Source organism: Streptomyces sp. DH-12 (assembly GCF_002899455.1).
Classification (GTDB): Bacteria; Actinomycetota; Actinomycetes; order Streptomycetales; family Streptomycetaceae; genus Streptomyces.
Genome location: NZ_PPFB01000001.1, coordinates 5,885,913 through 5,905,475, shown reverse-complemented (window position 1 = coordinate 5,905,475; position 19,563 = coordinate 5,885,913). Strand labels below are relative to the sequence as shown.

The following is a 19,563-nucleotide window of genomic DNA, read 5'->3' as shown; positions in this document are numbered from 1 at the left end:
GAAGAAGCACCGTCCGCACCGGACATCGAGCGACCTCCGCGCTATTCGAAGAGGTCCGTTCCGCATGCCCCAGCACATCCTCACCCGTGGTCACAGTCGTGCCCTGACCCGCCACCACAAGATCGCCGCCGCGGGCGTCGCCGCCCTCGGCGCCGCCGCCATCGGCTTCTCCGCGGTCCCGAGCAGCGCGTCCACGACGACCACGGCCGAGGCCCCCGCCCGGACGGCGACGGTGACCTACAGCACCGAGCGGATCCAGGGCGTCAAGGCCGACATCACCGACCAGCTCGCGGGCGCCAGCGTGAAGGCCGAGCAGATCGCGGCGAAGAGGCAGGCCGCCGCCGAGGCCGCCGCGAAGAAGAAGGCGGCCGCCGAGGCCAAGGCCGCGAAGGCCCGCCAGGCGACCGAGGCGGCGAGCCGTTCGGCCGAGCGCGCCGAGGTGAAGAAGGCCGCTCCGCAGAAGTACGGGAACAACCTCGACGGCTGGATCCGCGAGGCCATGTCCATCATGGAGAAGAACGGCATCCCCGGCTCCTACGAGGGCATCCACCGCAACATCATGCGGGAGTCCTCGGGCAACCCGATGGCGATCAACCTCTGGGACATCAACGCCCGGAACGGCATCCCCTCCAAGGGACTGCTGCAGGTGATCCCGCCGACCTTCGAGGCGTACCACGTCAAGGGTACCCCGAAGGACATCTACGACCCGGTCGCCAACATCGTCGCCGCCTGCAACTACGCGGCGGACAGGTACGGCACCATGGACAACGTCGACAGCGCGTACTGAGAGGTCGGCGCGGGCCTCTCCTTGCGCACACGGACGCCGAAGGGCGGCGCCCTCCTGACGGGGCGCCGCCCTTCGGGGCCGTACGGCAGGACTACTTGCGCATGACCTCGGGCTCGTGGCGGCGCAGGAAGCGCGCCACGAAGAAGCCGCAGATCACGCCGAGGGCGAGCAGCGCGCCCATGTCCATCGCCCAGGCGCCGGCCGTGTGCTCCCACAGCGGGTCGGTGTCGCCCGCGCTCTCCGGCGGACTGATCCTGTTGAAGTCCAGCGTGGCGCCCGACGCGGCGACGGCCCAGCGCGACGGCATCAGGAACGAGAACTGGTTGACGCCGATCGAGCCGTGCAGGGTGAAAAGGCAGCCGGTGAAGACGACCTGGATGATCGCGAACATCACCAGCAGCGGCATGGTCTTCTCGGCGGTCTTCACCAGCGAGGAGATGATCAGGCCGAACATCATCGAGGTGAAGCCGAGCGCCATGATCGGCAGCGACAGCTCCAGCAGCGTGAAGCCCCCGAGGATCAGACCCTCCTCCGGGATCTCCCGGCTGGCGAAGCCGATCACGCCGACCAGCAGCCCCTGGAGCACGGTGATCAGGCCGAGCACGAACACCTTGGACATCAGGTACGCCGAGCGGGACAGGCCCGTGGCGCGCTCCCGCTCGTAGATGACCCGTTCCTTGATCAGCTCGCGCACGGAGTTCGCGGCGCCCGCGAAACAGGCGCCGACCGCGAGGATCAGCAGCACCGTGGTGGCCGTGCCGTTCGGGGCGAGCCGCCCGGTCTGCGGGTGGGGCGGGTTGGGCAGCAGGCCCTTGTCCGGGTTGATGAGCAGGCTGACCGCGCCGAGGACGGCCGGCAGGATCACCATCAGGGCGAGGAAGCCCTTGTCGGAGACGATCACCGACACGTACCGGCGCACCAGGGTGGAGAACTGCGACAGCCAGCCCTGCGGCTTCGGCGGCTTCATCGCCTGCATCGGGGGGACCTGCACGGACTGCGGGGCGACCGCGTCGATGTCCGCCGCGTACATCTGGTAGTGCTGCGAGCCCTTCCAGCGGCCCGCCCAGTCGTAGTCGCGGTAGTTCTCGAAGGCGGAGAACACATCGGCCCAGGTGTCGTAACCGAAGAAGTTCAGCGCCTCCTCGGGCGGGCCGAAGTAGGCCACCGAACCGCCCGGCGCCATCACCAGAAGCTTGTCGCACAGCGCCAGCTCGGCCACCGAGTGGGTCACCACCAGGACCGTGCGGCCGTCGTCGGCCAGTCCGCGCAGCAGCTGCATGACGTCACGGTCCATGCCCGGGTCGAGACCGGAGGTCGGCTCGTCCAGGAAGATCAGCGACGGCTTGGTGAGCAGCTCCAGTGCCACGGACACGCGCTTGCGCTGGCCGCCGGACAGGGACGTGACCCTCTTGTCCTTGTGGATGTCCAGCTTCAGCTCGCGCAGCACCTCGTCGATGCGGGCCTCGCGCTCGGCCGCCGTGGTGTCGGCGGGGAAGCGCAGCTTGGCCGCGTACTTCAGGGCACGCTTGACGGTCAGCTCCTTGTGCAGGATGTCGTCCTGCGGGACCAGACCGATGCGCTGCCGCAGCTCGGCGAACTGCTTGTAGAGGTTCCGGTTGTCGTACAGCACCTCGCCCTCGTTGGCGGGCCGGTAGCCGGTGAGCGCCTTGAGCAGCGTCGACTTGCCGGAGCCGGACGGGCCGATGACCGCGATCAGCGACTTCTCCGGAACGCCGAAGGAGACGTCCTTGAGGATCTGCTTGCCGCCGTCGACCGTGACGGTCAGGTGGCGGGCGGAGAAGGACACCTCACCGGTGTCGACGAACTCCTCGAGCCGGTCGCCGACGATCCGGAACGTCGAGTGACCGACGCCCACGACGTCGGTGGGGCCGAGCAGTTGCGAGCCGCCCTTGGGGATCGGCTGGCCGTTGACGTAGGTGCCGTTGTGCGAGCCCAGGTCGCGGATCTCCATGCGCCCGTCGGGCGTCGAGTGGAACTCCGCGTGGTTGCGGGACACCTGGAGGTCGGAGACGACCAGGTCGTTCTCCAGGGCACGGCCGATGCGCATCACGCGGCCGAGCGAGAACTGGTGGAACGTCGTGGGACTGCGGTCGCCGTGGACCGGCGGCGCCCCCGCGCCACCACCGGGGCCCTGCTGCTGCGGGATGTGCGGCGCGGCCTGCTGCGGCCCGCCCTGCTGCTGCGGCTGCTGCCAGCCCTGCTGGGCCGGCGGCTGCTGCCGGACGGGCGGCTGCTGCGCCCAGCCGGCGCCCGCGCCCTGGGCGGCGTACGGCTGCTGCGGCTGGGCCTGCGGCACGGCACCGGCGCCGGCACCAGCACCAGACAGCGTCACGCGCGGCCCGTCGGTCGCGTTGCCCAGGTGCAGCACCGTGTCGGCGCTGAACTCCAGGTGGTGGATCCGCTGCCCCTGCACGAACGTGCCGTTGGTGCTGCCGTGGTCCTCGATCATCCAACTGCGGCCGTTGAAGCTGATCGTGGCGTGACGCCAGGACACCCTGGCGTCGTCCAGTACGACGTCGCCCTGTGGGTCACGTCCCAGGGTGTAGGACCTGGACGGATCGAGCGTCCAGGTGCGTCCGTTTGTTTCCAGTACGAGTTCCGGCACTCCACGCCCCACTGAGTTGTCCCCCGAATGCCCCCGTCGCAGGGAGTCTGGGGATGTCGAACATCGGGGGAACTATTTCAGGCCCGGTCCTCCGACCGGAAGTCGGCCCTGTCACGACCCCGCGACAAGGCGTCGACGGTCCTGTCCGGACGAAGGGGGAAACCGGACCGGAGCGCGGTAAACCCCGCGAGGGGGACATGTGCGGCCCGCCGGGCCGCTCCCCGGCTCGGGGGATCCGCCATGGGTGCTGCCAGGGGCACCGCCGGGCCGGGGCGTGACGCCGTTGTGCCGTGGGCGGAGGCGGTGATGTCCGCGGTCGCCGCGGTGAGCTGGGCGCTGATCGGGGCGGCGGGGACGGCGGCGCTGACGAGCGAGCCGGGACACGGCCCGGAGAGGGTCGGTGAGGGTGTCCGGCTGGCGGACCTCGCGGGCGCGGGGCACTGCGTGCCGGATACGGTGGGAGCACCATGAGCGCATCGCAGAACTCCGACGTTCCCACCCTCCTGGTCAAGATCTTCGGCAAGGACAGGCCCGGCATCACGGCCGGCCTCTTCGACACCCTCGCCGCCTACTCCGTCGACGTGGTCGACATCGAGCAGGTCGTCACCCGCGGTCGCATCGTGCTCTGCGCGCTCGTGACCCAGCCCCCGGCGGGGATGGAGGGTGACCTGCGGGCGACCGTCCACAGCTGGGCGGAGTCGATGAAGATGCAGGCGGAGATCATCTCCGGCAAGGGCGACAACCGCCCCCGCGGTCTGGGCAGGTCCCTGGTGACCGTGCTGGGCCACCCCCTCACCTCGGAGGCGACGGCGACGATAGCCGCCCGGATCACCAAGGCCGGCGGCAACATCGACCGTATCTTCCGGCTCGCCAAGTATCCGGTGACCGCCGTGGAGTTCGCGGTGTCCGGTGTGGAGACGGAGGCGCTGCGCACCGCGCTGGTGACGGACTCGGCCCGGTTCCGGGTGGACATCGCGGTGGTCGCGGCGGGTCTGTACCGCAGGGCGCAGCGTCTGGTGGTCATGGACGTGGACTCCACGCTCATCCAGGACGAGGTGATCGAGCTCTTCGCCGCGCACGCCGGCTGCGAGGACCAGGTCGCCGAGGTGACGGCGGCGGCGATGCGCGGGGAGCTCGACTTCGAGCAGTCCCTGCACGCCCGGGTGGCGCTGCTGGAGGGGCTGGACGCCTCCGTGATCGACAAGGTGCGCAGCGAGGTGCGTCTGACGCCGGGCGCCCGCACCCTGATCCGTACGCTCAAGCGGCTCGGCTACCAGGTGGGGGTGGTGTCGGGCGGCTTCACCCAGGTCACCGACGACCTGAAGGAGCGCCTCGGTCTGGACTTCGCCCAGGCGAACACGCTGGAGATCGTCGACGGCAAGCTCACCGGCCGGGTGACCGGCGAGATCGTGGACCGGGCGGGCAAGGCCCGGCTGCTGCGCCGCTTCGCGGCCGAGGCGGGTGTGCCGCTGTCGCAGACGGTGGCGATCGGCGACGGCGCGAACGACCTGGACATGCTGAACGCGGCCGGTCTCGGTGTCGCCTTCAACGCCAAGCCGGTGGTGCGCGAGGCGGCCCACACGGCCGTGAACGTCCCCTTCCTCGACACCGTCCTGTACCTGCTGGGCATCACGCGCGAAGAGGTCGAGGCCGCGGACACGCTCGCGGGCGGCTGATCCGCGCGGACCGGCCGTGACGACGGACGGGCCCGGCGCCGACGTGGTCGGTGCCGGGCCCCTGTCGTGCCGGGCGGGTCAGCCGGGGGTCACTCGGTGGGCGCCCAGTAGTCGACCAGCGTGGCGGTGCCGGGCTCCAGGGACTTCCAGGGGCCGGTGAAGGTGAGGACCGAGAAGGCGGCGGCCGGGTAGCCGCGGCGCGTCATGCGCTCGCGGGCGTCGCCCTCGGACGTGCCGGCCAGGATGTCGGCCAGCCCCTGCACGCCCGGGTTGTGGCCGATCAGCAGGACGTTCTGCGCGTCGTCGGAGGTCTCGTTGAGCAGGGCGATCAGCTCGCCGGGCGAGGCCTCGTAGATCCGCTCCTCGTAGACGGTCTTCGGCCGCTTCGGGAACTCGTGGACCGCGAGCTTCCAGGTCTCGCGGGTGCGGACCGCCGTGGAGCACAGGGCCAGGTCGAAGGCGACGCCGGTGTCGGCCAGCTTGCGGCCGGCGGCCGCAGCGTCCAGGCGGCCTCGCTCGGCGAGGGGGCGCTCGTGGTCGGCCACCGGAGGCCAGTCGGCTTTCGCATGCCGGAAAAGGACAATCCTGCGGGGTTCTGCGACGCTCATGACACCCAGCTTCGCATGAAACAGGCCACAGGGCTCAGGGAGTTGACCGGCGCCTCGGCGCGTTCAGCGGGCCATGAGCTGCTGCGCCCGTTCGACGAGGAGGGTGAGCGCGGGCTCACCGGCGGTCGCGTGCGCGTCGGCGGGGTCGAGGACGAGGGCGAGCAGGGCCACGAAGGCCAGGGCGGGGAGGGCCAGGGCCCACCACGGCAGCCGGGTGGCGGCACCTGCCCGGGGGGCCTGGGCGGGCCGGGAGTGCGTACGCGCCGACATGGGGGCCTCCGCTCTTCGAGTGGTCCGTGGCGCGCCGGTCGCGGCCACATCTCGAAGGTACGGATCAGCGGGGCGTCAACCCATCCGGTGATCCACCCACTTGACCCTGAGCCTGACCCCCTAGGGGACGGGGGTGCCAGCACCACCATGGGGCGCGGAAACAGTCACCGCGCCCGGGGCGCGAGGAATGCCCTCCCGCCCGGGGCGTGGGGAGGACCGCCGCGCTCAGGGCGCGAGCACCGTCGCGACGACGCCGATGACGATGAAGATCGCGAAGAACAGGCCGAAGACGAACAGCATCTTCTTCTGGCCGTTCTGCGGGTTGGGGTCGAGGACTGGCATGGGGCAAGTGTCGCACCCTGCCCGCCCGGCACCGGCCACGGGGTACCCCGGCGGGCGTGGCGGTCCGGCCCGGCGGACGGGCAGGCAGGCGGGCGGGCGGTCCGGCGGACAGGCAGGCGGCCCGGCGGACAGGCAGGCGGCCCGGTGGACAGGCAGGCGGCCCGGCGGACGGGCAGGCGGCCCGGCGGACGGGCAGGCAGGCAGGCAGGCAGGCAGGCAGGAGCCGGGTACCCCGGCGGGGCGAGGGCCCGGCGCCTCAGGCCGTCGCCTCGTCCTCCACCGTGCGGTCCCGCCCGGCCAGCACCCCGACGATCATCTGCGGGACCATCAGCCCCGCCATGAGCGCGATCGGCAGCCCCCAGCCGCCGCTGTGCTGATACAGCACGCCCACCAGCAGCGGCCCGGGGATGGAGATCAGGTAGCCGGTGCTCTGCGCGAAGGCCGACAGCTGGGCCACGCCCGCGCCCGTCCGCGCCCGCATGCCGACCATGGTGAGCGCGAGCGGGAAGGCGCAGTTGGCGACGCCCAGCAGCACCGCCCAGGCCCAGGCTCCCGCGGCCGGGGCGAAGTAGAGGCCCGCGTAGCCGATCAGACCGCTGACGCCCAGCGCGAGCACGATCGGGCCCTGTCGGGGCAGCCGGGCGGCGAGGCGCGGTATGACGAACGCCAGGGGCACGCCCATCACCATGGTGACCGCGAGCAGCAGACCGGCCCGGCCGGCGGGGACGCCCGCGTCACGGAAGATCTGCGCCATCCACCCCATGGTGATGTAGGCGGCGGTGGCCTGGAGCCCGAAGAACACGGCCAGTGCCCAGGCGGTGCGGCTGCGGGTGATGCGCAGCGCCGGCGCCCGCCCGGCGGGCCGCCCGTCCCGCTGCGGCGGCTCCGCCGCCTCCTCCCCCGGCGCCCCGCCCCGTCCCCGTACGAACGGGAGCCAGGGCAGCACGGCGGCCGCCGCGAGGGCCGCCCAGACGGCGAGCCCCGCCCGCCAGCTGCCGCCGAGCGCGTCGGTCACCGGGACGGTCACGGCCGCCGCGGTGGCGGTCCCCAGGGCGAGGGCCATCGAGTACAGGCCGGTCATGGAACCGACCCGGTCGGGGAACCAGCGTTTGACGATGACCGGCATCAGCACGTTGCTCACCGCTATGCCGGCGAGCGCGAGGCCGCTGGCGAGCAGGAAGGCGACCGTGTCGCCGGTGGAGGGCCGGACCAGCAGGCCGGTGGCGATGGCGGCCATGCCGGCGCACACCACCGCGCCGGGGCCGAAGCGCCGGGCCAGGCGGGGCGCGGTGACGCCGAACACGGCGAAGCACAGCGCGGGCAGGGAGGTGAGCAGCCCGGCCACGCTGCCGCTCATGCCGAGCCCGTCGCGCACCTCTTCGAGCAGCGCGCCGAAGCTGGTGATGGCGGGGCGCAGGTTCAGGGCGGCCAGCACGATGCCGACGACGAGCAGCCGTGTCCGCCACGCGCGCGTGGTGTCGCCGGGGCGTCGGTCCGGGGACGGGGCGGGCGTACGGACGGCGGCGGGCGCGGTGGTCCGGGTCTCGTCACCAGGCATACGAGTCATGCCACTCATCATAGAATCATAGGATGATTGGTTGTCCATGTCGTGGGCGCCGCCCGACGCCGCTGCCGTGCGAAGGTGAGTCATGCCTCTGAGCCATCCGCGCCGTTCCGCGCTGTCCGAACAGGTCATCGCCGCCCTGCGGGCTCAGATCACCTCCGGCGAGTGGCCGGTCGGCTCGCGCATCCCCACCGAGCCGGAGCTGATGGAGCAACTGGGGGTGGCCCGCAACACCGTCCGGGAGGCGGTGCGCGCGCTGGCGCACAACGGACTGCTCGACATCCGCCAGGGCTCGGGCACCTACGTGGTCGCCACCAGCGAGCTGGCCGGCGTGATGCACCGCCGTTTCGCCGGCGCCGATCCCCGGCACATCGCCGAGCTGCGCTCCACGCTGGAGTCCTCGGCGGCGCGGCTGGCCGCTCAGCGGCGCACGGAGAAGGACCTCAAGCAGCTCGACACGCTGCTGCTGCGCCGCGAGGAGGCCTGGGAGTCGGGCGACGCGGAGGCGTTCGTGACGGCGGACGCGACCTTCCACATGGCCGTCGTGGCGGCCTCGCACAACGACGTGATGACCGCGCTGTACGCGGACCTGGGCGAGGTGCTGCGGGACTGGCTGCGCGACGACGTGGGCGGCGGCATGACGCCGGAGACGCACATGGAGCACAGCCGGCTGGTGGACGCGATCCGCGCGGGCGACGCGGCGACGGCGGCAGAGGAGGCCGCCGCCTATCCCCTGGCGTGCAAGCCCGGGCGGTTCACGGCCCCCGCGGGCGACTGAGCCGTTCGAACACATCCTCGGCGACGTTCGAGCACACGCTCGGCGACACGCGCGAGGGCCCGCTCCCCCCAGGCAGGGGACGCGGGCCCTCGCGTTCGGGCGTCCGGTCAGGCGCCGACGGCGTGCAGACCGCCGTCCACGTGGACGATCTCGCCCGTGGTCTTCGGGAACCAGTCGCTCAGCAGGGCGACGACACCGCGGCCGGCCGGCTCCGGGTCCTTCAGGTCCCACTCCAGCGGGGCGCGGGTGTCCCAGACGGAGGCCAGCTCGGCGAAGCCGGGGATGGACTTGGCGGCCATCGAGCCGATGGGACCGGCCGAGATGAGGTTGCAGCGGATGTTCTGCTTGCCCAGGTCCCGCGCCATGTAGCGGCTGGTCGCCTCCAGGGCGGCCTTCGCCGGGCCCATCCAGTCGTACTGCGGCCAGGCGTACTGCGCGTCGAAGGTGAGGCCGACGACGGAGCCGCCGTTCTGCATCAGCGGCAGGCAGGCCATGGTGAGCGACTTCAGGGAGAACGCCGAGACGTGCATGGCCGTGGAGACCGACTCGAACGGCGTGTTGAGGAAGTTGCCGCCGAGGGCGTCCTGCGGCGCGAAGCCGATGGAGTGCACGACGCCGTCCAGGCCGCCGAGCTCCTCGCCGACGACGTCGGCCAGACGGCCCAGGTGCTCGTCGTTGGTGACGTCGAGCTCGACGACCTTGGTGGGCTTGGGCAGCTTCCTGGCGATGCGCTCGGTCAGGGTGGGCCGCGGGAACGCGGTCAGGATGATCTCGGCACCCTGCTCCTGGGCCAGCTTCGCGGTGTGGAAGGCGATGGACGACTCCATCAGCACACCGGTGATCAGGACGCGCTTGCCCTCGAGAATTCCGCTCATGTGTGTCAGTGACCCATTCCCAGTCCGCCGTCAACGGGAATGACGGCTCCAGTGATGTACGAGGCGTCGTCCGAGGCGAGGAAGCGCACCGCGGCGGCGATCTCCTCGGTCTTCGCGTACCGGGCGAGCGGCACCTGGGCGAGGATCTTCGCCTGCTGCTCCTCGGTGAGCTCCCGGGTCATGTCGGTGTCGACGAAGCCGGGCGCGACGACGTTGAAGGTGATGTTGCGCGAGCCCAGCTCCCGGGCGAGGGAGCGCGCGAAGCCCACCAGGCCCGCCTTGGAGGCGGCGTAGTTGGCCTGCCCCGCGGAGCCGAGCAGCCCGACGACCGAGGAGATCAGCACGACGCGGCCCTTGCGGGCGCGCAGCATGCCGCGGTTGGCGCGCTTGACGACCCGGAAGGTGCCGGTGAGGTTGGTGTCGAGGACGGAGGTGAAGTCCTCCTCGGACATGCGCATCAGGAGCTGGTCCCGGTTGATCCCGGCGTTGGCGACGAGCACCTCCACGGTGCCGTGCGCCTCCTCGATCTCCTTGTAGGCCTGCTCCACCTGCTCGGGGTCGGTGATGTCGCACCGGACGGCGAGGAAACCGGCCGGCGGCTCCCCCGAGCGGTACGTGATGGCGACCTTGTCGCCGGCGTCGGCGAACGCGCGGGCGATGGCGAGGCCGATGCCCCGGTTGCCTCCGGTGACGAGAACCGAGCGGCTCAACGGATCACCCCTTCGATAGCGGTCTGGTCCACCCGCCCGGACACCGTGACGACAGGCGGCTGCACCGAAAACCTATCGGTCCCGGTCCGGCTCGGGACATCGGGGCACCGACAGTGGCCGGGGGGCCGCTCTGTCGGGTCCCTACAGAATGAACCCGGCCGGGCGACGGCGGTCACCGGCCCGCTGACCCGAATGCGGCACGCCCCGCCGCAAAGGTGTGGTCCCGGTCCGGGCCGGCGCGACATGATGCGCCGCAGCGACAACTGACCGCAGGACGACCCGAACGATTTGAACCCGACAGGAAGAGACGTAGGTGTCTCACAGCATTGACGAAGCCTTCACATCCCTGCCGCTGCGCGCCCTCGCCGACGCCGCGCTCGCCCGCGCCCGGGCTCTCGGGGCGGAGCACGCGGACTTCCGTCTGGAGCGGGTGCGCAGTGCCTCCTGGCGGCTGAGGGACGCCAGGCCCGCCGGTTCGTCGGACACCACCGACCTCGGGTACGCGGTGCGTGTGGTGCACGGCGGCACCTGGGGTTTCGCGTCCGGGGTGGACCTCACCCTCGACGCCGCCGCGAAGGTCGCCTCCCAGGCGGTGGCGATGGCGAAACTGTCCGCGCAGGTGATCAAGGCGGCCGGCAGCGAGGAGCGCGTGGAGCTGGCCGACGAGCCGGTGCACGCCGAGAAGACCTGGGTGTCGTCGTACGAGATCGACCCGTTCACCGTGCCCGACGAGGAGAAGGCGGGGCTGCTGGCCGAGTGGAGCGGGCGGCTGCTCGCGGCGAGCGGCGTCGACCACGTGGACGCCTCGCTGCTCACCGTGCACGAGAACAAGTTCTACGCGGACACCGCAGGGACCGTGACCACGCAGCAGCGCGTCCGGCTGCACCCGGTGCTGACGGCGGTGTCCGTCGACGCGTCGAGCGGCGAGTTCGACTCGATGCGCACGCTCGCCCCGCCGGCCGGGCGCGGCTGGGAGTACCTGACGGGCACCGGCTGGGACTGGGACGACGAACTGGCGCGGATCCCCGAGCTGCTGGCCGAGAAGATGCGCGCGCCGAGCGTCGAGCCGGGCCTGTACGACCTGGTGGTGGACCCGTCCAACCTGTGGCTGACCATCCACGAGTCCATCGGGCACGCCACCGAGCTGGACCGCGCGCTCGGCTACGAGGCCGCCTACGCGGGCACCTCGTTCGCCACCTTCGACCAGCTGGGCACGTTGAAGTACGGCTCCGAGCTGATGAACGTCACCGGTGACCGCACCGTCGAGCACGGCCTCGCCACCGTCGGCTACGACGACGAGGGCGTCGAGGCGCAGTCCTGGGACCTGGTGAAGGACGGCACGCTGGTCGGCTACCAGCTGGACCGGAGGATCGCGAAGCTCACCGGGTTCGAGCGGTCCAACGGATGCGCCTTCGCCGACTCCCCCGGGCATGTGCCGGTGCAGCGCATGGCCAACGTGTCGCTGCAGCCGGACCCGGCGGGGATGTCGACGGAGGACCTGATCGGAGGCGTGGACCGGGGCATCTACGTGGTCGGCGACCGGTCGTGGAGCATCGACATGCAGCGCTACAACTTCCAGTTCACCGGACAGCGCTTCCACCGGATCGAGAACGGGCGGCTCGCCGGGCAGCTCCGGGACGTCGCCTACCAGGCCACGACCACCGACTTCTGGGGCTCCATGGCCGCCGTCGGCGGTCCGCAGACGTACGTCCTGGGCGGCGCCTTCAACTGCGGCAAGGCCCAGCCGGGCCAGGTCGCGGCGGTCTCCCACGGCTGCCCGTCCGCCCTCTTCAAGGGCGTCAACATCCTTAACACCACGCAGGAGGCCGGGCGATGAGCGTCAGCACCAGGATCGGCCGGGGGTCCGGGGGCTGTCCCCCGGGAGAGCACAGCCTTGACACCACGCAGGAGGCCGGGCGATGAGCGCGCGCACCACCAAGCCGCACGAGATCGTCGAGCGGGCACTGGAGCTGTCCCGGTCCGACGGCTGTGTCGTGATCGCCGACGAGCACTCGACCGCCAACCTCCGCTGGGCGGGCAACGCGCTCACCACGAACGGGGTCACCCGCGGGCGCACCCTCACCGTGATCGCCACGGTGGACGGGGCCCAGGGCACGGCCTCCGGTGTGGTGTCCCGGTCGGCGGTGACCGTGGACGAGCTGGAGCCGCTGGTGCGGGCCGCCGAGGCCGCCGCGCGCGGCGCCGGTCCGGCCGAGGACGCCCAGCCGCTGGTCACCGGGGTGGACCCGTCCCCCGAGTTCACCGAGGCGCCCGCCGAGACGACCTCCGCGGTGTTCGCCGACTTCGCCCCGGCGCTGGGCGAGGCGTTCGCCCGGGCGCGGGCCGGCGGCCGTGAGCTGTACGGCTTCGCCAACCACGAGATGGTCTCCAGCTACCTGGGCACGTCGACGGGGCTGCGGCTGCGGCACGACCAGCCGAACGGCACGCTGGAGCTGAACGCCAAGTCCCCGGACCGCACCCGGTCGGCGTGGGCGGGCCGCGCCACCCGCGACTTCAAGGACGTCGACCCGGCGGCCATGGACGCCGAGCTGGCCGTACGGCTGGGCTGGGCGGAGCGGCGGCACGAGCTGCCGGCGGGCCGGTACGAGACGCTGCTGCCGCCGAGCGCGGTGGCGGACCTGCTGGTCTACCAGTTCTGGTCGGGGTCGGGCCGGGACGCGGCGGAGGGCCGCACGGTGTTCTCCAGGCCGGGCGGCGGCACCCGCGTCGGCGAGCGGCTGACCGAGCTGCCGCTGACCCTGCGCAGCGACCCGGACGAGCCGGGCCTGGAGTCGGCGCCGTTCGTGATCGCGCACTCCTCCGGCGGCGACCAGTCGGTGTTCGACAACGGGCTGCCGCTGACGGCGACGGAGTGGGTGCGCGAGGGCGCGCTGCACCGGCTGACCACCAGCCGGCACAGCGCGGGCCTGACCGGCCTGCCGACCGCGCCCGGCATCGACAACCTGATCCTGGACGGCGGCGAGGACCGCTCGCTGGAGGAGATGGTCGCGGCCACCGAGCGGGGGCTGCTGCTGACCTGCCTGTGGTACATCCGCGAGGTGGACCCGGCGACGCTGCTGCTCACCGGGCTGACCCGGGACGGCGTCTACCTGGTGGAGAACGGCGAGGTGACCGGGGAGGTGAACAATTTCCGGTTCAACGAGTCGCCGGTGGACCTGCTGGGCCGGGCGGCCGAGGCGGGCCGTACGGAGAAGACGCTGCCCCGGGAATGGGGCGACTGGTTCACCCGGGCCGCGATGCCCGCGCTGCGCGTCCCCGATTTCCATATGAGCTCGGTCAGCCGGGGCGTATAACCTCGTAGGCGTTCGCAGCAGGCCGTCGCCCGTACGGCCGCAGATCACCGAGGAGACACGAGAACCGTGACGGACATCGTCGACGAGCTGAAGTGGCGCGGGCTGTTCGCCCAGTCCACTGACGAGGACGCTTTGCGCAAGGCGCTCGCGGACGGTCCCGTCACGTTCTATTGCGGTTTCGACCCGACCGCGCCGTCGCTGCACGTGGGGCACCTGGTGCAGGTGCTCACCCTGCGCCGGCTCCAGCAGGCCGGGCACCGGCCGCTGGCGCTGGTCGGCGGCGCGACCGGGCAGATCGGCGACCCGCGGCCGACGGCCGAGCGCACGCTGAACCCGCCGGAGACGGTCGCGGGCTGGGTGGAGCGGCTGCGCGGCCAGATCGAGCCGTTCCTGTCCTTCGAGGGCGAGAACGCGGCCACCCTGGTCAACAACCTCGACTGGACCGCGAACCTGTCCGCGATCGAGTTCCTGCGGGACGTCGGCAAGCACTTCCGGGTCAACAAGATGCTGACGAAGGACTCGGTCGCCCGGCGTCTGGAGTCCTCGGAGGGCATCAGCTACACCGAGTTCAGCTACCAGCTGCTCCAGGCGATGGACTTCCTCCAGCTGTACCGGCGCTACGGCTGCACGCTGCAGCAGGGCGGCAGCGACCAGTGGGGCAACCTCACGGCCGGGCTCGACCTGATCCACCGGCTGGAGCCGGACGCCGAGGTCCACGCCTACGCGACGCCGCTGATGACGAAGGCGGACGGCACCAAGTTCGGCAAGACCGAGAGCGGCGCCGTCTGGCTGGACCCGGAGATGACGACGCCGTACGCGTTCTACCAGTTCTGGCTGAACGTGGACGACCGGGACATCTCGGGCTACATGCGGATCCTGTCCTTCAAGTCCCGTGAGGAGCTGGAGGAGCTGGAGCGGCAGACGGCGGAGCGTCCGCAGGCCCGCGCCGCGCAGCGCGCGCTGGCGGAGGAGCTGACGACGCTGGTGCACGGCGCCGACCAGACGGCCGCCGTGATCGCCGCGTCCAGGGCCCTGTTCGGCCAGGGCGAGCTGGGTGAGCTGGACGAGCGCACGCTGACGGCGGCGCTCTCCGAGGTGCCGCACGTGAAGGTGGCCGAGCTGGGCCCGGTGGTGGACCTGTTCGCCGAGGTCGGCCTGGTGCCCAGCAAGTCCGCCGCGCGCCGCACGGTGAAGGAGGGCGGCGCCTACGTGAACAACGCCAAGGTCACCGCCGAGGACGCGGTCCCCGCGCAGGAGGACCTGCTGCACGGGCGCTGGCTGGTGCTGCGCCGCGGCAAGAAGAACCTCGCGGCCGTGGAGGTCGCGGCCGGCTGAGCCGGTGGCGTGCGTGAGGGGCGGGTTCCTTTCCGGGGCCCGCCCCTGCCCCGTGTCCGGAGGACCGGTCAGGCCCGTTGCCGCCCGTGCTTCCTGCGCTGCATGGCGTTGTAGATCATCTCCGCGAGCAGCACGACGACGATCGCCGCGCCGAGCTGGAAGATGTGCCGTCCCCAGTCGATGCCGCGGGTCTCCTCGATGCCGAAACCGCGCGCGATCGCGTTGCCGACGACGGCGCCGATCATGCCGCAGATGGTGGCCAGCCAGAGCGGGATGTGCTGCTTGCCGGGGATCACCGCCTTGGCCAGCAGTCCGAGCACGAATCCCACGATGATCGCCCACAACCAGCCCATGACTGCCTCCTCGTACGACTTGACGCGAGCATCACGGCAAGTGTCGGCCCAGTCGTGGTACGCCGCATGTCGGACATGCCGTACGCGGTACGGCGCAGCCGGGGCGGCGCGGGACCGGGCGACCCGCTCTCGTGATCGGGTGGGGTGCGGCGTACCGTTGACTCTGTCCGGACCGGACGTCACAGACCGGGACGCCGGACAGCCGGGTACGCACAGGGGTCCGATACGGGCGGATGGTGGAATGTGATGCGGAAGCAGCGTGGCGACGACGCTCAGGTGTTCCGGATCACGGGCGCCCGGGCGGGTCTGCAGGAGGACGTGCGGGGGCGGCAGCGCCGGTACGTGATCTCGATGACCGTTCGCACGATCTCGGTCATCCTGGCGGCCACCCTGTGGAACGTGGAGCGGCATGTCGCGATCGTGGCGCTGGTGCTCGGGGTGGTCCTGCCGTACGTCGCGGTGGTGATCGCCAACGCGGGGCGGGAGAACACGCCGTCCCTGCCGTCGACCTTCGTCACGACGCCGATGAGGCAGATGATCGCACCGCCGCGGACGAACGACGGCCCGGCGGAACCCGATGCGGAAGAAGTGCCGTCGCCGACGGCGCCGGGCGCACGATCCGAGGATCCGGGACGCTCCTGAGCGGCGGCGTGTGAGCGCGGGCCACGGCGAGCGGAAGTCACTTCCCGGCCAAGCTCAAAGAAACCTCAGATCAATCATGTTCTTCCGGTGCCGGGGGCGGGGGGACCCGTGACATACTTCGTACGCGCTCCGCATCCCCCGTCGGAGCGACGGACCGACGCCGGGCAGCTCCCCCCGTGGCTGCTCGGCGTCGCCTTTTCCCGGGCGGATTCCTCTGCGGCGAACGGGTTAGGGTCGGACGGTGATCACCCCTGACCCCGAAACGCCCGTCTGCTCCGCCAAGGGCTGCCGCGCCCCCGCCGTATGGGTGCTGGCCTGGAACAACCCGAAGGTCCACACGCCGGAGCGGCGCAAGACGTGGCTGGCCTGCGAGGAGCACCGGGAGCACCTGGCGCAGTTCCTCGGGGTGCGCGGCTTCCTGAAGGACGTCGTGCGGTTCGAGGAGTGGGAGGCCCCGGAGGGGGCCTGACCCGGCAGCGGGGCGTCCGGCGGCCGCTCAGCCGCCGATGGCGGACATCGGACGGTCCGGCTGGACGAAGGACGGGTCGTCCAGGCCCGCGCCCGCCTTCTTGCCCCACATGGCGAGCTTCCAGAGGCGGGCGATCTCCTCGTCGCCGGCACCCGAGCGCAGGGCCGCGCGCAGGTCGGTCTCCTCGGTGGCGAACAGGCAGGTGCGGACCTGCCCGTCGGCGGTGAGACGGGTGCGGTCGCAGGCGGCGCAGAAGGGCCGGGTGACGGAGGCGATGACGCCCACCCGGTGCGGGCCGCCGTCGACCAGCCAGCGCTCCGCCGGGGCGGAGCCGCGCGCCTCGTCGCCCTCGGGGGTGAGGTCGAAGCGGGTGCGCAGGGAGGCGAGGACGTCCCCGGCGGTGATCATGCCGTCGCGCTTCCAGCCGTGCTGGGCGTCCAGCGGCATCTGCTCGATGAAGCGCAGCTCGTAGCCGTGCTCCACGGCCCAGGCGAGCAGGTCGGGGGCCTCGTCGTCGTTGAGCCCCGGCATCAGGACCGCGTTCACCTTCACGGGCGTCAGACCGGCCTCACGGGCCGCGTACAGGCCGTCCAGGACGTCCCGGTGGCGGTCGCGGCGGGTGAGGGCCTTGAAGACGTCGGGCCGGAGCGTGTCGAGGGAGACGTTGACCCGGTCCAGGCCGGCCGCCTTGAGCGCGCCGGCGGTGCGGCGCAGCCCGATGCCGTTGGTGGTGAGGGACATCCGCGGGCGGGGGGCGAGGGCGGCGACCCGCTCGACGATGCCGGTCAGGCCGGGGCGGAGCAGGGGCTCGCCGCCGGTGAAGCGCACCTCCTCGACGCCCAGGGAGGTGACCGCGATGCCGATGAGCCGGACGATCTCGTCGTCGGTGAGCAGATCGGGCTTGGCGAGCCACTGCAGCCCTTCCTCGGGCATGCAGTACGTGCAGCGCAGGTTGCACCGGTCGGTCAGCGAGACCCGCAGGTCGGTGGCCACCCGGCCGTAGGTGTCGATGAGCACGTGGGGCCCCTCCCTCGACGCCGATCACTCATGTCCGGTATCTGCGAGCGTACGTGACGCCGCCGACATCACCCAGCGACGGGAGGCGCCGACAGGCCGACGGCCGCGTCGCGGGGCCTGTGAGGGTCCCCGCGACGCGGCCGTCGCGCGCGGTGTTCCGTCAGTGGGCGCCGGTGCCGGTGAGCGACCGGACCTCCAGCTCCGCGTACTTCTTGGCGTCGGGCTCCTCCTTGGACAGGACGGTGCCCAGCCAGCCCATCAGGAAGCCGAACGGGATGGAGATGATGCCCGGGTTCTTCAGCGGGAACCACGCGAAGTCGACGTCCGGGAACATCGCCTTCGGGTCGCCGGAGACGACCGGCGAGAACAGCACCAGGCCGACGGCGACGATCAGACCGCCGTAGATCGACCACAGCGCGCCCTGGGTGGTGAACCGCTTCCAGAACAGGCTGTAGAGGATGGTCGGCAGGTTGGCGGACGCGGCGACCGCGAAGGCCAGGGCGACCAGGCCGGCGACGTTCAGGTCGCGGGCGAGGGCGCCGAGCGCGATGGAGACGACACCGATGAGGACGGTCGACCAGCGGGCCGCCCTCATCTCCTCCTTCTCGGTGGCCTTCCCCTTGCGGATGACGTTGGCGTAGATGTCGTGCGCGAAGGAGGAGGACGAGGCCAGGGTGAGTCCGGCGACCACGGCGAGGATGGTCGCGAACGCCACCGCCGAGATGGTGGCGAGCAGGATCGCGCCCCAGGCCGAGTCGACGCCGCCGATGTGCAGGGCGAGCAGCGGGGCCGCCGTGTTGCCGGACGGGTTGGACTCGATGATCTCGTCCTGCGAGATGAGCGCCGCCGCGCCGAAGCCCAGCGCGATGGTCATCAGGTAGAAGCCGCCGATGATGCCGATGGCCCAGTTCACGGACTTACGGGCGGCCTTGGCGTTCGGCACCGTGTAGAAGCGGATCAGGATGTGCGGCAGGCCGGCGGTGCCGAGCACCAGGGCGATGCCCAGGGAGAGGAAGTCCAGCTTGGTCAGGTTGTCGGCGCCGTACTGGAGGCCGGGCTCCAGGAAGGCGTCGCCCTTGCCGCTGTTCTCGGCGGCCTTGCCCAGCAGGTCGGAGATGTTGAAGTTGAACTTCAGCAGCACCAGGAAGGTGATGAGGAGCGTGCCGCCGATGAGCAGCACGGCCTTGACCATCTGGACCCAGGTGGTGCCCTTCATGCCGCCGATGGAGACGTACACGATCATCAGGACGCCGACGAGGGCGACGATGAGGATCTTGCCGGCGTCGGAGGTGATGCCGAGCAGCAGCGACACCAGGACGCCCGCGCCGGCCATCTGGGCCAGCAGGTAGAAGATCGAGACGACGATCGTGGAGGTGCCGGCCGCGGTGCGGACCGGGCGCTGGCGCATGCGGTAGGCGAGGACGTCGCCCATCGTGTAGCGGCCGGAGTTGCGCAGCGGCTCCGCGACGAGCAGCAGGGCGACGAGCCAGGCGACCAGGAAGCCGATGGAGTAGAGGAAACCGTCGTAGCCGAAGAGGGCGATGGCGCCGGCGATGCCGAGGAAGGACGCGGCGGACATGTAGTCGCCGGAGACGGCGAGTCCGTTCTGGAAGGCGCTGAACTGCCGTCCGCCCGCGTAGAAGTCGGCGGCGTCCTTGGTCTGCCGGCCGGCCCAGACGGTGATGCCGAGGGTGGCGACCACGAACAGCGCGAACAGGGTGATGATCAGGGGGCGGTGTTCGCTGGCCTCGTTCGCGGCGAGGGTGACATGGGTGATCGCGGGGCTCATGCGCCGCCCTCCATACGGGTCTTGATGGCCTCGGCCTTGGGGTCGAGCTTGGTGGCGGCGTGCCTGGAGTACCACCAGGCGATGAGGAAGGTGCTGACGAACTGCAGCACGCCGAAGACGAAGGCGACGTTGATGTGGCCGACCAGCTTGGCTCCCATGAAGCCGCCCGCGTAGTTGGAGAGCAGCACGTACAGCAGGTACCAGGCGATGAAGGCGATGGTCAGCGGGAAGGCGAACGAACGGTGGGAGCGGCGTAGTTCACCGAACTCAGCGCTCTCCTGAACCTCGGTGAACTCCTCCGGCGTGGGGAGTTTGGATTGCTCTGTCGAGGGGGGCGGTGCTTCGGCGGCCACGGAGTCTCCTCGCGTTGCGGGTCGGTTCTTGTGTCGGCGAAAGGCGAGTGTCCTC

Annotated in this window: 20 protein-coding genes; 9 read left to right on the top strand and 11 right to left on the bottom strand. The window is 71.4% G+C overall.

The window, feature by feature from the left end; all coding sequences use genetic code 11:
- Positions 1-64: 64 nt before the first annotated feature.
- On the top strand, positions 65-787 hold the full coding sequence (locus tag C1708_RS25505; RefSeq protein WP_106414878.1) for a transglycosylase SLT domain-containing protein: 723 nt from the start codon (positions 65-67) through the stop codon (positions 785-787).
- A gap of 91 nt (positions 788-878) precedes the next feature.
- On the opposite strand, the gene C1708_RS25500 is transcribed toward C1708_RS25505, so the two are convergent.
- On the bottom strand, positions 879-3,413 hold the full coding sequence (locus C1708_RS25500; RefSeq protein WP_198602590.1) for an ABC transporter ATP-binding protein/permease: 2,535 nt from the start codon (positions 3,411-3,413) through the stop codon (positions 879-881).
- A 240-nt stretch (positions 3,414-3,653) separates the two neighbouring features.
- Here C1708_RS25500 and C1708_RS25495 point away from each other — a divergent pair, with 240 nt between their 5' ends.
- Together C1708_RS25495 and serB are read left to right on the top strand one after the other, a co-directional pair.
- A complete protein-coding gene (locus C1708_RS25495) occupies positions 3,654-3,884 on the top strand; it encodes a hypothetical protein (RefSeq protein ID WP_106414876.1) in 231 nt (76 codons plus the stop codon).
- Positions 3,881-5,089 carry a phosphoserine phosphatase SerB gene (serB, locus tag C1708_RS25490; RefSeq protein ID WP_106414875.1) on the top strand — a complete coding sequence of 403 codons (1,209 nt, stop codon included), beginning with the start codon at positions 3,881-3,883 and terminating at the stop codon, positions 5,087-5,089. The genes C1708_RS25495 and serB overlap by 4 nt, the downstream gene beginning before the upstream one ends.
- A gap of 89 nt (positions 5,090-5,178) precedes the next feature.
- On the opposite strand, the gene C1708_RS25485 is transcribed toward serB, so the two are convergent.
- From C1708_RS25485 to C1708_RS25475, 4 genes are all read right to left on the bottom strand, one after another.
- Positions 5,179-5,697 (bottom strand): SixA phosphatase family protein, encoded by a 519-nt coding sequence (locus C1708_RS25485; protein WP_106414874.1) that lies wholly within the window; start codon positions 5,695-5,697, stop codon positions 5,179-5,181.
- A gap of 63 nt (positions 5,698-5,760) precedes the next feature.
- Entirely contained in the window at positions 5,761-5,967 is a 207-nt protein-coding gene (locus tag C1708_RS25480; RefSeq protein WP_106414873.1) for a hypothetical protein, read from the bottom strand.
- Positions 5,968-6,192: 225 nt separating this feature from the next.
- Positions 6,193-6,309 (bottom strand): SGM_5486 family transporter-associated protein, encoded by a 117-nt coding sequence (locus C1708_RS35700; RefSeq protein ID WP_274543360.1) that lies wholly within the window; start codon positions 6,307-6,309, stop codon positions 6,193-6,195.
- Positions 6,310-6,565: 256 nt separating this feature from the next.
- Entirely contained in the window at positions 6,566-7,867 is a 1,302-nt protein-coding gene (locus C1708_RS25475; protein ID WP_106414872.1) for a CynX/NimT family MFS transporter, read from the bottom strand.
- 91 nt (positions 7,868-7,958) lie between these two features.
- On the opposite strand from C1708_RS25475, the gene C1708_RS25470 reads away from it, so the two are divergent.
- Complete coding sequence (locus C1708_RS25470; RefSeq protein ID WP_106414871.1) at positions 7,959-8,651, top strand: FadR/GntR family transcriptional regulator; 693 nt, start codon at positions 7,959-7,961, stop codon at positions 8,649-8,651.
- Between the two features lie 107 nt (positions 8,652-8,758).
- Here C1708_RS25470 and fabI read toward each other — a convergent pair whose 3' ends face one another.
- Complete coding sequence (gene fabI, locus C1708_RS25465) at positions 8,759-9,526, bottom strand: enoyl-ACP reductase FabI (protein ID WP_106414870.1); 768 nt, start codon at positions 9,524-9,526, stop codon at positions 8,759-8,761.
- A gap of 5 nt (positions 9,527-9,531) precedes the next feature.
- Positions 9,532-10,236, bottom strand: a complete 705-nt coding sequence (gene fabG, locus C1708_RS25460) for a 3-oxoacyl-[acyl-carrier-protein] reductase (RefSeq protein WP_106414869.1) — start codon at positions 10,234-10,236, stop codon at positions 9,532-9,534.
- A 313-nt stretch (positions 10,237-10,549) separates the two neighbouring features.
- Between fabG and C1708_RS25455 the strand changes: the two genes are divergently transcribed.
- The 3 genes from C1708_RS25455 to tyrS all read left to right on the top strand — a co-directional run bounded on the left by C1708_RS25455 (position 10,550) and on the right by tyrS (position 14,885).
- Entirely contained in the window at positions 10,550-12,073 is a 1,524-nt protein-coding gene (locus C1708_RS25455; RefSeq protein ID WP_106414868.1) for a TldD/PmbA family protein, read from the top strand.
- A gap of 82 nt (positions 12,074-12,155) precedes the next feature.
- On the top strand, positions 12,156-13,550 hold the full coding sequence (locus C1708_RS25450) for a metallopeptidase TldD-related protein (protein ID WP_106414867.1): 1,395 nt from the start codon (positions 12,156-12,158) through the stop codon (positions 13,548-13,550).
- 66 nt (positions 13,551-13,616) lie between these two features.
- Positions 13,617-14,885 carry a tyrosine--tRNA ligase gene (tyrS, locus tag C1708_RS25445; protein ID WP_106414866.1) on the top strand — a complete coding sequence of 423 codons (1,269 nt, stop codon included), beginning with the start codon at positions 13,617-13,619 and terminating at the stop codon, positions 14,883-14,885.
- 68 nt (positions 14,886-14,953) lie between these two features.
- Here tyrS and C1708_RS25440 read toward each other — a convergent pair whose 3' ends face one another.
- Positions 14,954-15,238: a GlsB/YeaQ/YmgE family stress response membrane protein gene (locus C1708_RS25440; protein WP_106414865.1), complete on the bottom strand. Its 285-nt coding sequence runs from the start codon at positions 15,236-15,238 to the stop codon at positions 14,954-14,956.
- A gap of 246 nt (positions 15,239-15,484) precedes the next feature.
- Here C1708_RS25440 and C1708_RS25435 point away from each other — a divergent pair, with 246 nt between their 5' ends.
- Positions 15,485-15,880, top strand: a complete 396-nt coding sequence (locus C1708_RS25435; RefSeq protein ID WP_106414864.1) for a DUF3099 domain-containing protein — start codon at positions 15,485-15,487, stop codon at positions 15,878-15,880.
- A 241-nt stretch (positions 15,881-16,121) separates the two neighbouring features.
- Entirely contained in the window at positions 16,122-16,349 is a 228-nt protein-coding gene (locus C1708_RS25430) for a hypothetical protein (protein WP_106414863.1), read from the top strand.
- Between the two features lie 27 nt (positions 16,350-16,376).
- Here the strand turns inward: C1708_RS25430 and moaA are convergent, their stop codons facing one another.
- The 3 genes from moaA to C1708_RS25415 form a co-directional block, all read right to left on the bottom strand.
- Complete coding sequence (gene moaA, locus C1708_RS25425; RefSeq protein ID WP_106414862.1) at positions 16,377-17,366, bottom strand: GTP 3',8-cyclase MoaA; 990 nt, start codon at positions 17,364-17,366, stop codon at positions 16,377-16,379.
- Between the two features lie 160 nt (positions 17,367-17,526).
- Complete coding sequence (locus tag C1708_RS25420; protein ID WP_106414861.1) at positions 17,527-19,155, bottom strand: monocarboxylic acid transporter; 1,629 nt, start codon at positions 19,153-19,155, stop codon at positions 17,527-17,529.
- The gene (locus C1708_RS25415; RefSeq protein WP_106414860.1) at positions 19,152-19,508 is read right to left on the bottom strand and encodes a DUF485 domain-containing protein; all 357 of its coding nucleotides are present in this window, start codon (positions 19,506-19,508) and stop codon (positions 19,152-19,154) included. The genes C1708_RS25420 and C1708_RS25415 overlap by 4 nt, the downstream gene beginning before the upstream one ends.
- Positions 19,509-19,563 lie beyond the last annotated feature (55 nt).

Bases quoted from the DNA above. Each gene is read 5' to 3' on its own strand.
- C1708_RS25505 (WP_106414878.1), top strand. From the start codon at position 65: ATGCCCCAGCACATCCTCACCCGTGGTCACAGTCGTGCCCTGACCCGC.
- C1708_RS25495 (WP_106414876.1), top strand. From the start codon at position 3,654: ATGGGTGCTGCCAGGGGCACCGCCGGGCCGGGGCGTGACGCCGTTGTG.
- serB (WP_106414875.1), top strand. From the start codon at position 3,881: ATGAGCGCATCGCAGAACTCCGACGTTCCCACCCTCCTGGTCAAGATC.
- C1708_RS25485 (WP_106414874.1), bottom strand. From the start codon at position 5,697: ATGAGCGTCGCAGAACCCCGCAGGATTGTCCTTTTCCGGCATGCGAAA.
- C1708_RS25480 (WP_106414873.1), bottom strand. From the start codon at position 5,967: ATGTCGGCGCGTACGCACTCCCGGCCCGCCCAGGCCCCCCGGGCAGGT.
- C1708_RS35700 (WP_274543360.1), bottom strand. From the start codon at position 6,309: ATGCCAGTCCTCGACCCCAACCCGCAGAACGGCCAGAAGAAGATGCTG.
- C1708_RS25475 (WP_106414872.1), bottom strand. From the start codon at position 7,867: ATGCCTGGTGACGAGACCCGGACCACCGCGCCCGCCGCCGTCCGTACG.
- C1708_RS25470 (WP_106414871.1), top strand. From the start codon at position 7,959: ATGCCTCTGAGCCATCCGCGCCGTTCCGCGCTGTCCGAACAGGTCATC.
- fabI (WP_106414870.1), bottom strand. From the start codon at position 9,526: ATGAGCGGAATTCTCGAGGGCAAGCGCGTCCTGATCACCGGTGTGCTG.
- C1708_RS25450 (WP_106414867.1), top strand. From the start codon at position 12,156: ATGAGCGCGCGCACCACCAAGCCGCACGAGATCGTCGAGCGGGCACTG.
- C1708_RS25440 (WP_106414865.1), bottom strand. From the start codon at position 15,238: ATGGGCTGGTTGTGGGCGATCATCGTGGGATTCGTGCTCGGACTGCTG.
- C1708_RS25435 (WP_106414864.1), top strand. From the start codon at position 15,485: ATGCGGAAGCAGCGTGGCGACGACGCTCAGGTGTTCCGGATCACGGGC.
- C1708_RS25420 (WP_106414861.1), bottom strand. From the start codon at position 19,155: ATGAGCCCCGCGATCACCCATGTCACCCTCGCCGCGAACGAGGCCAGC.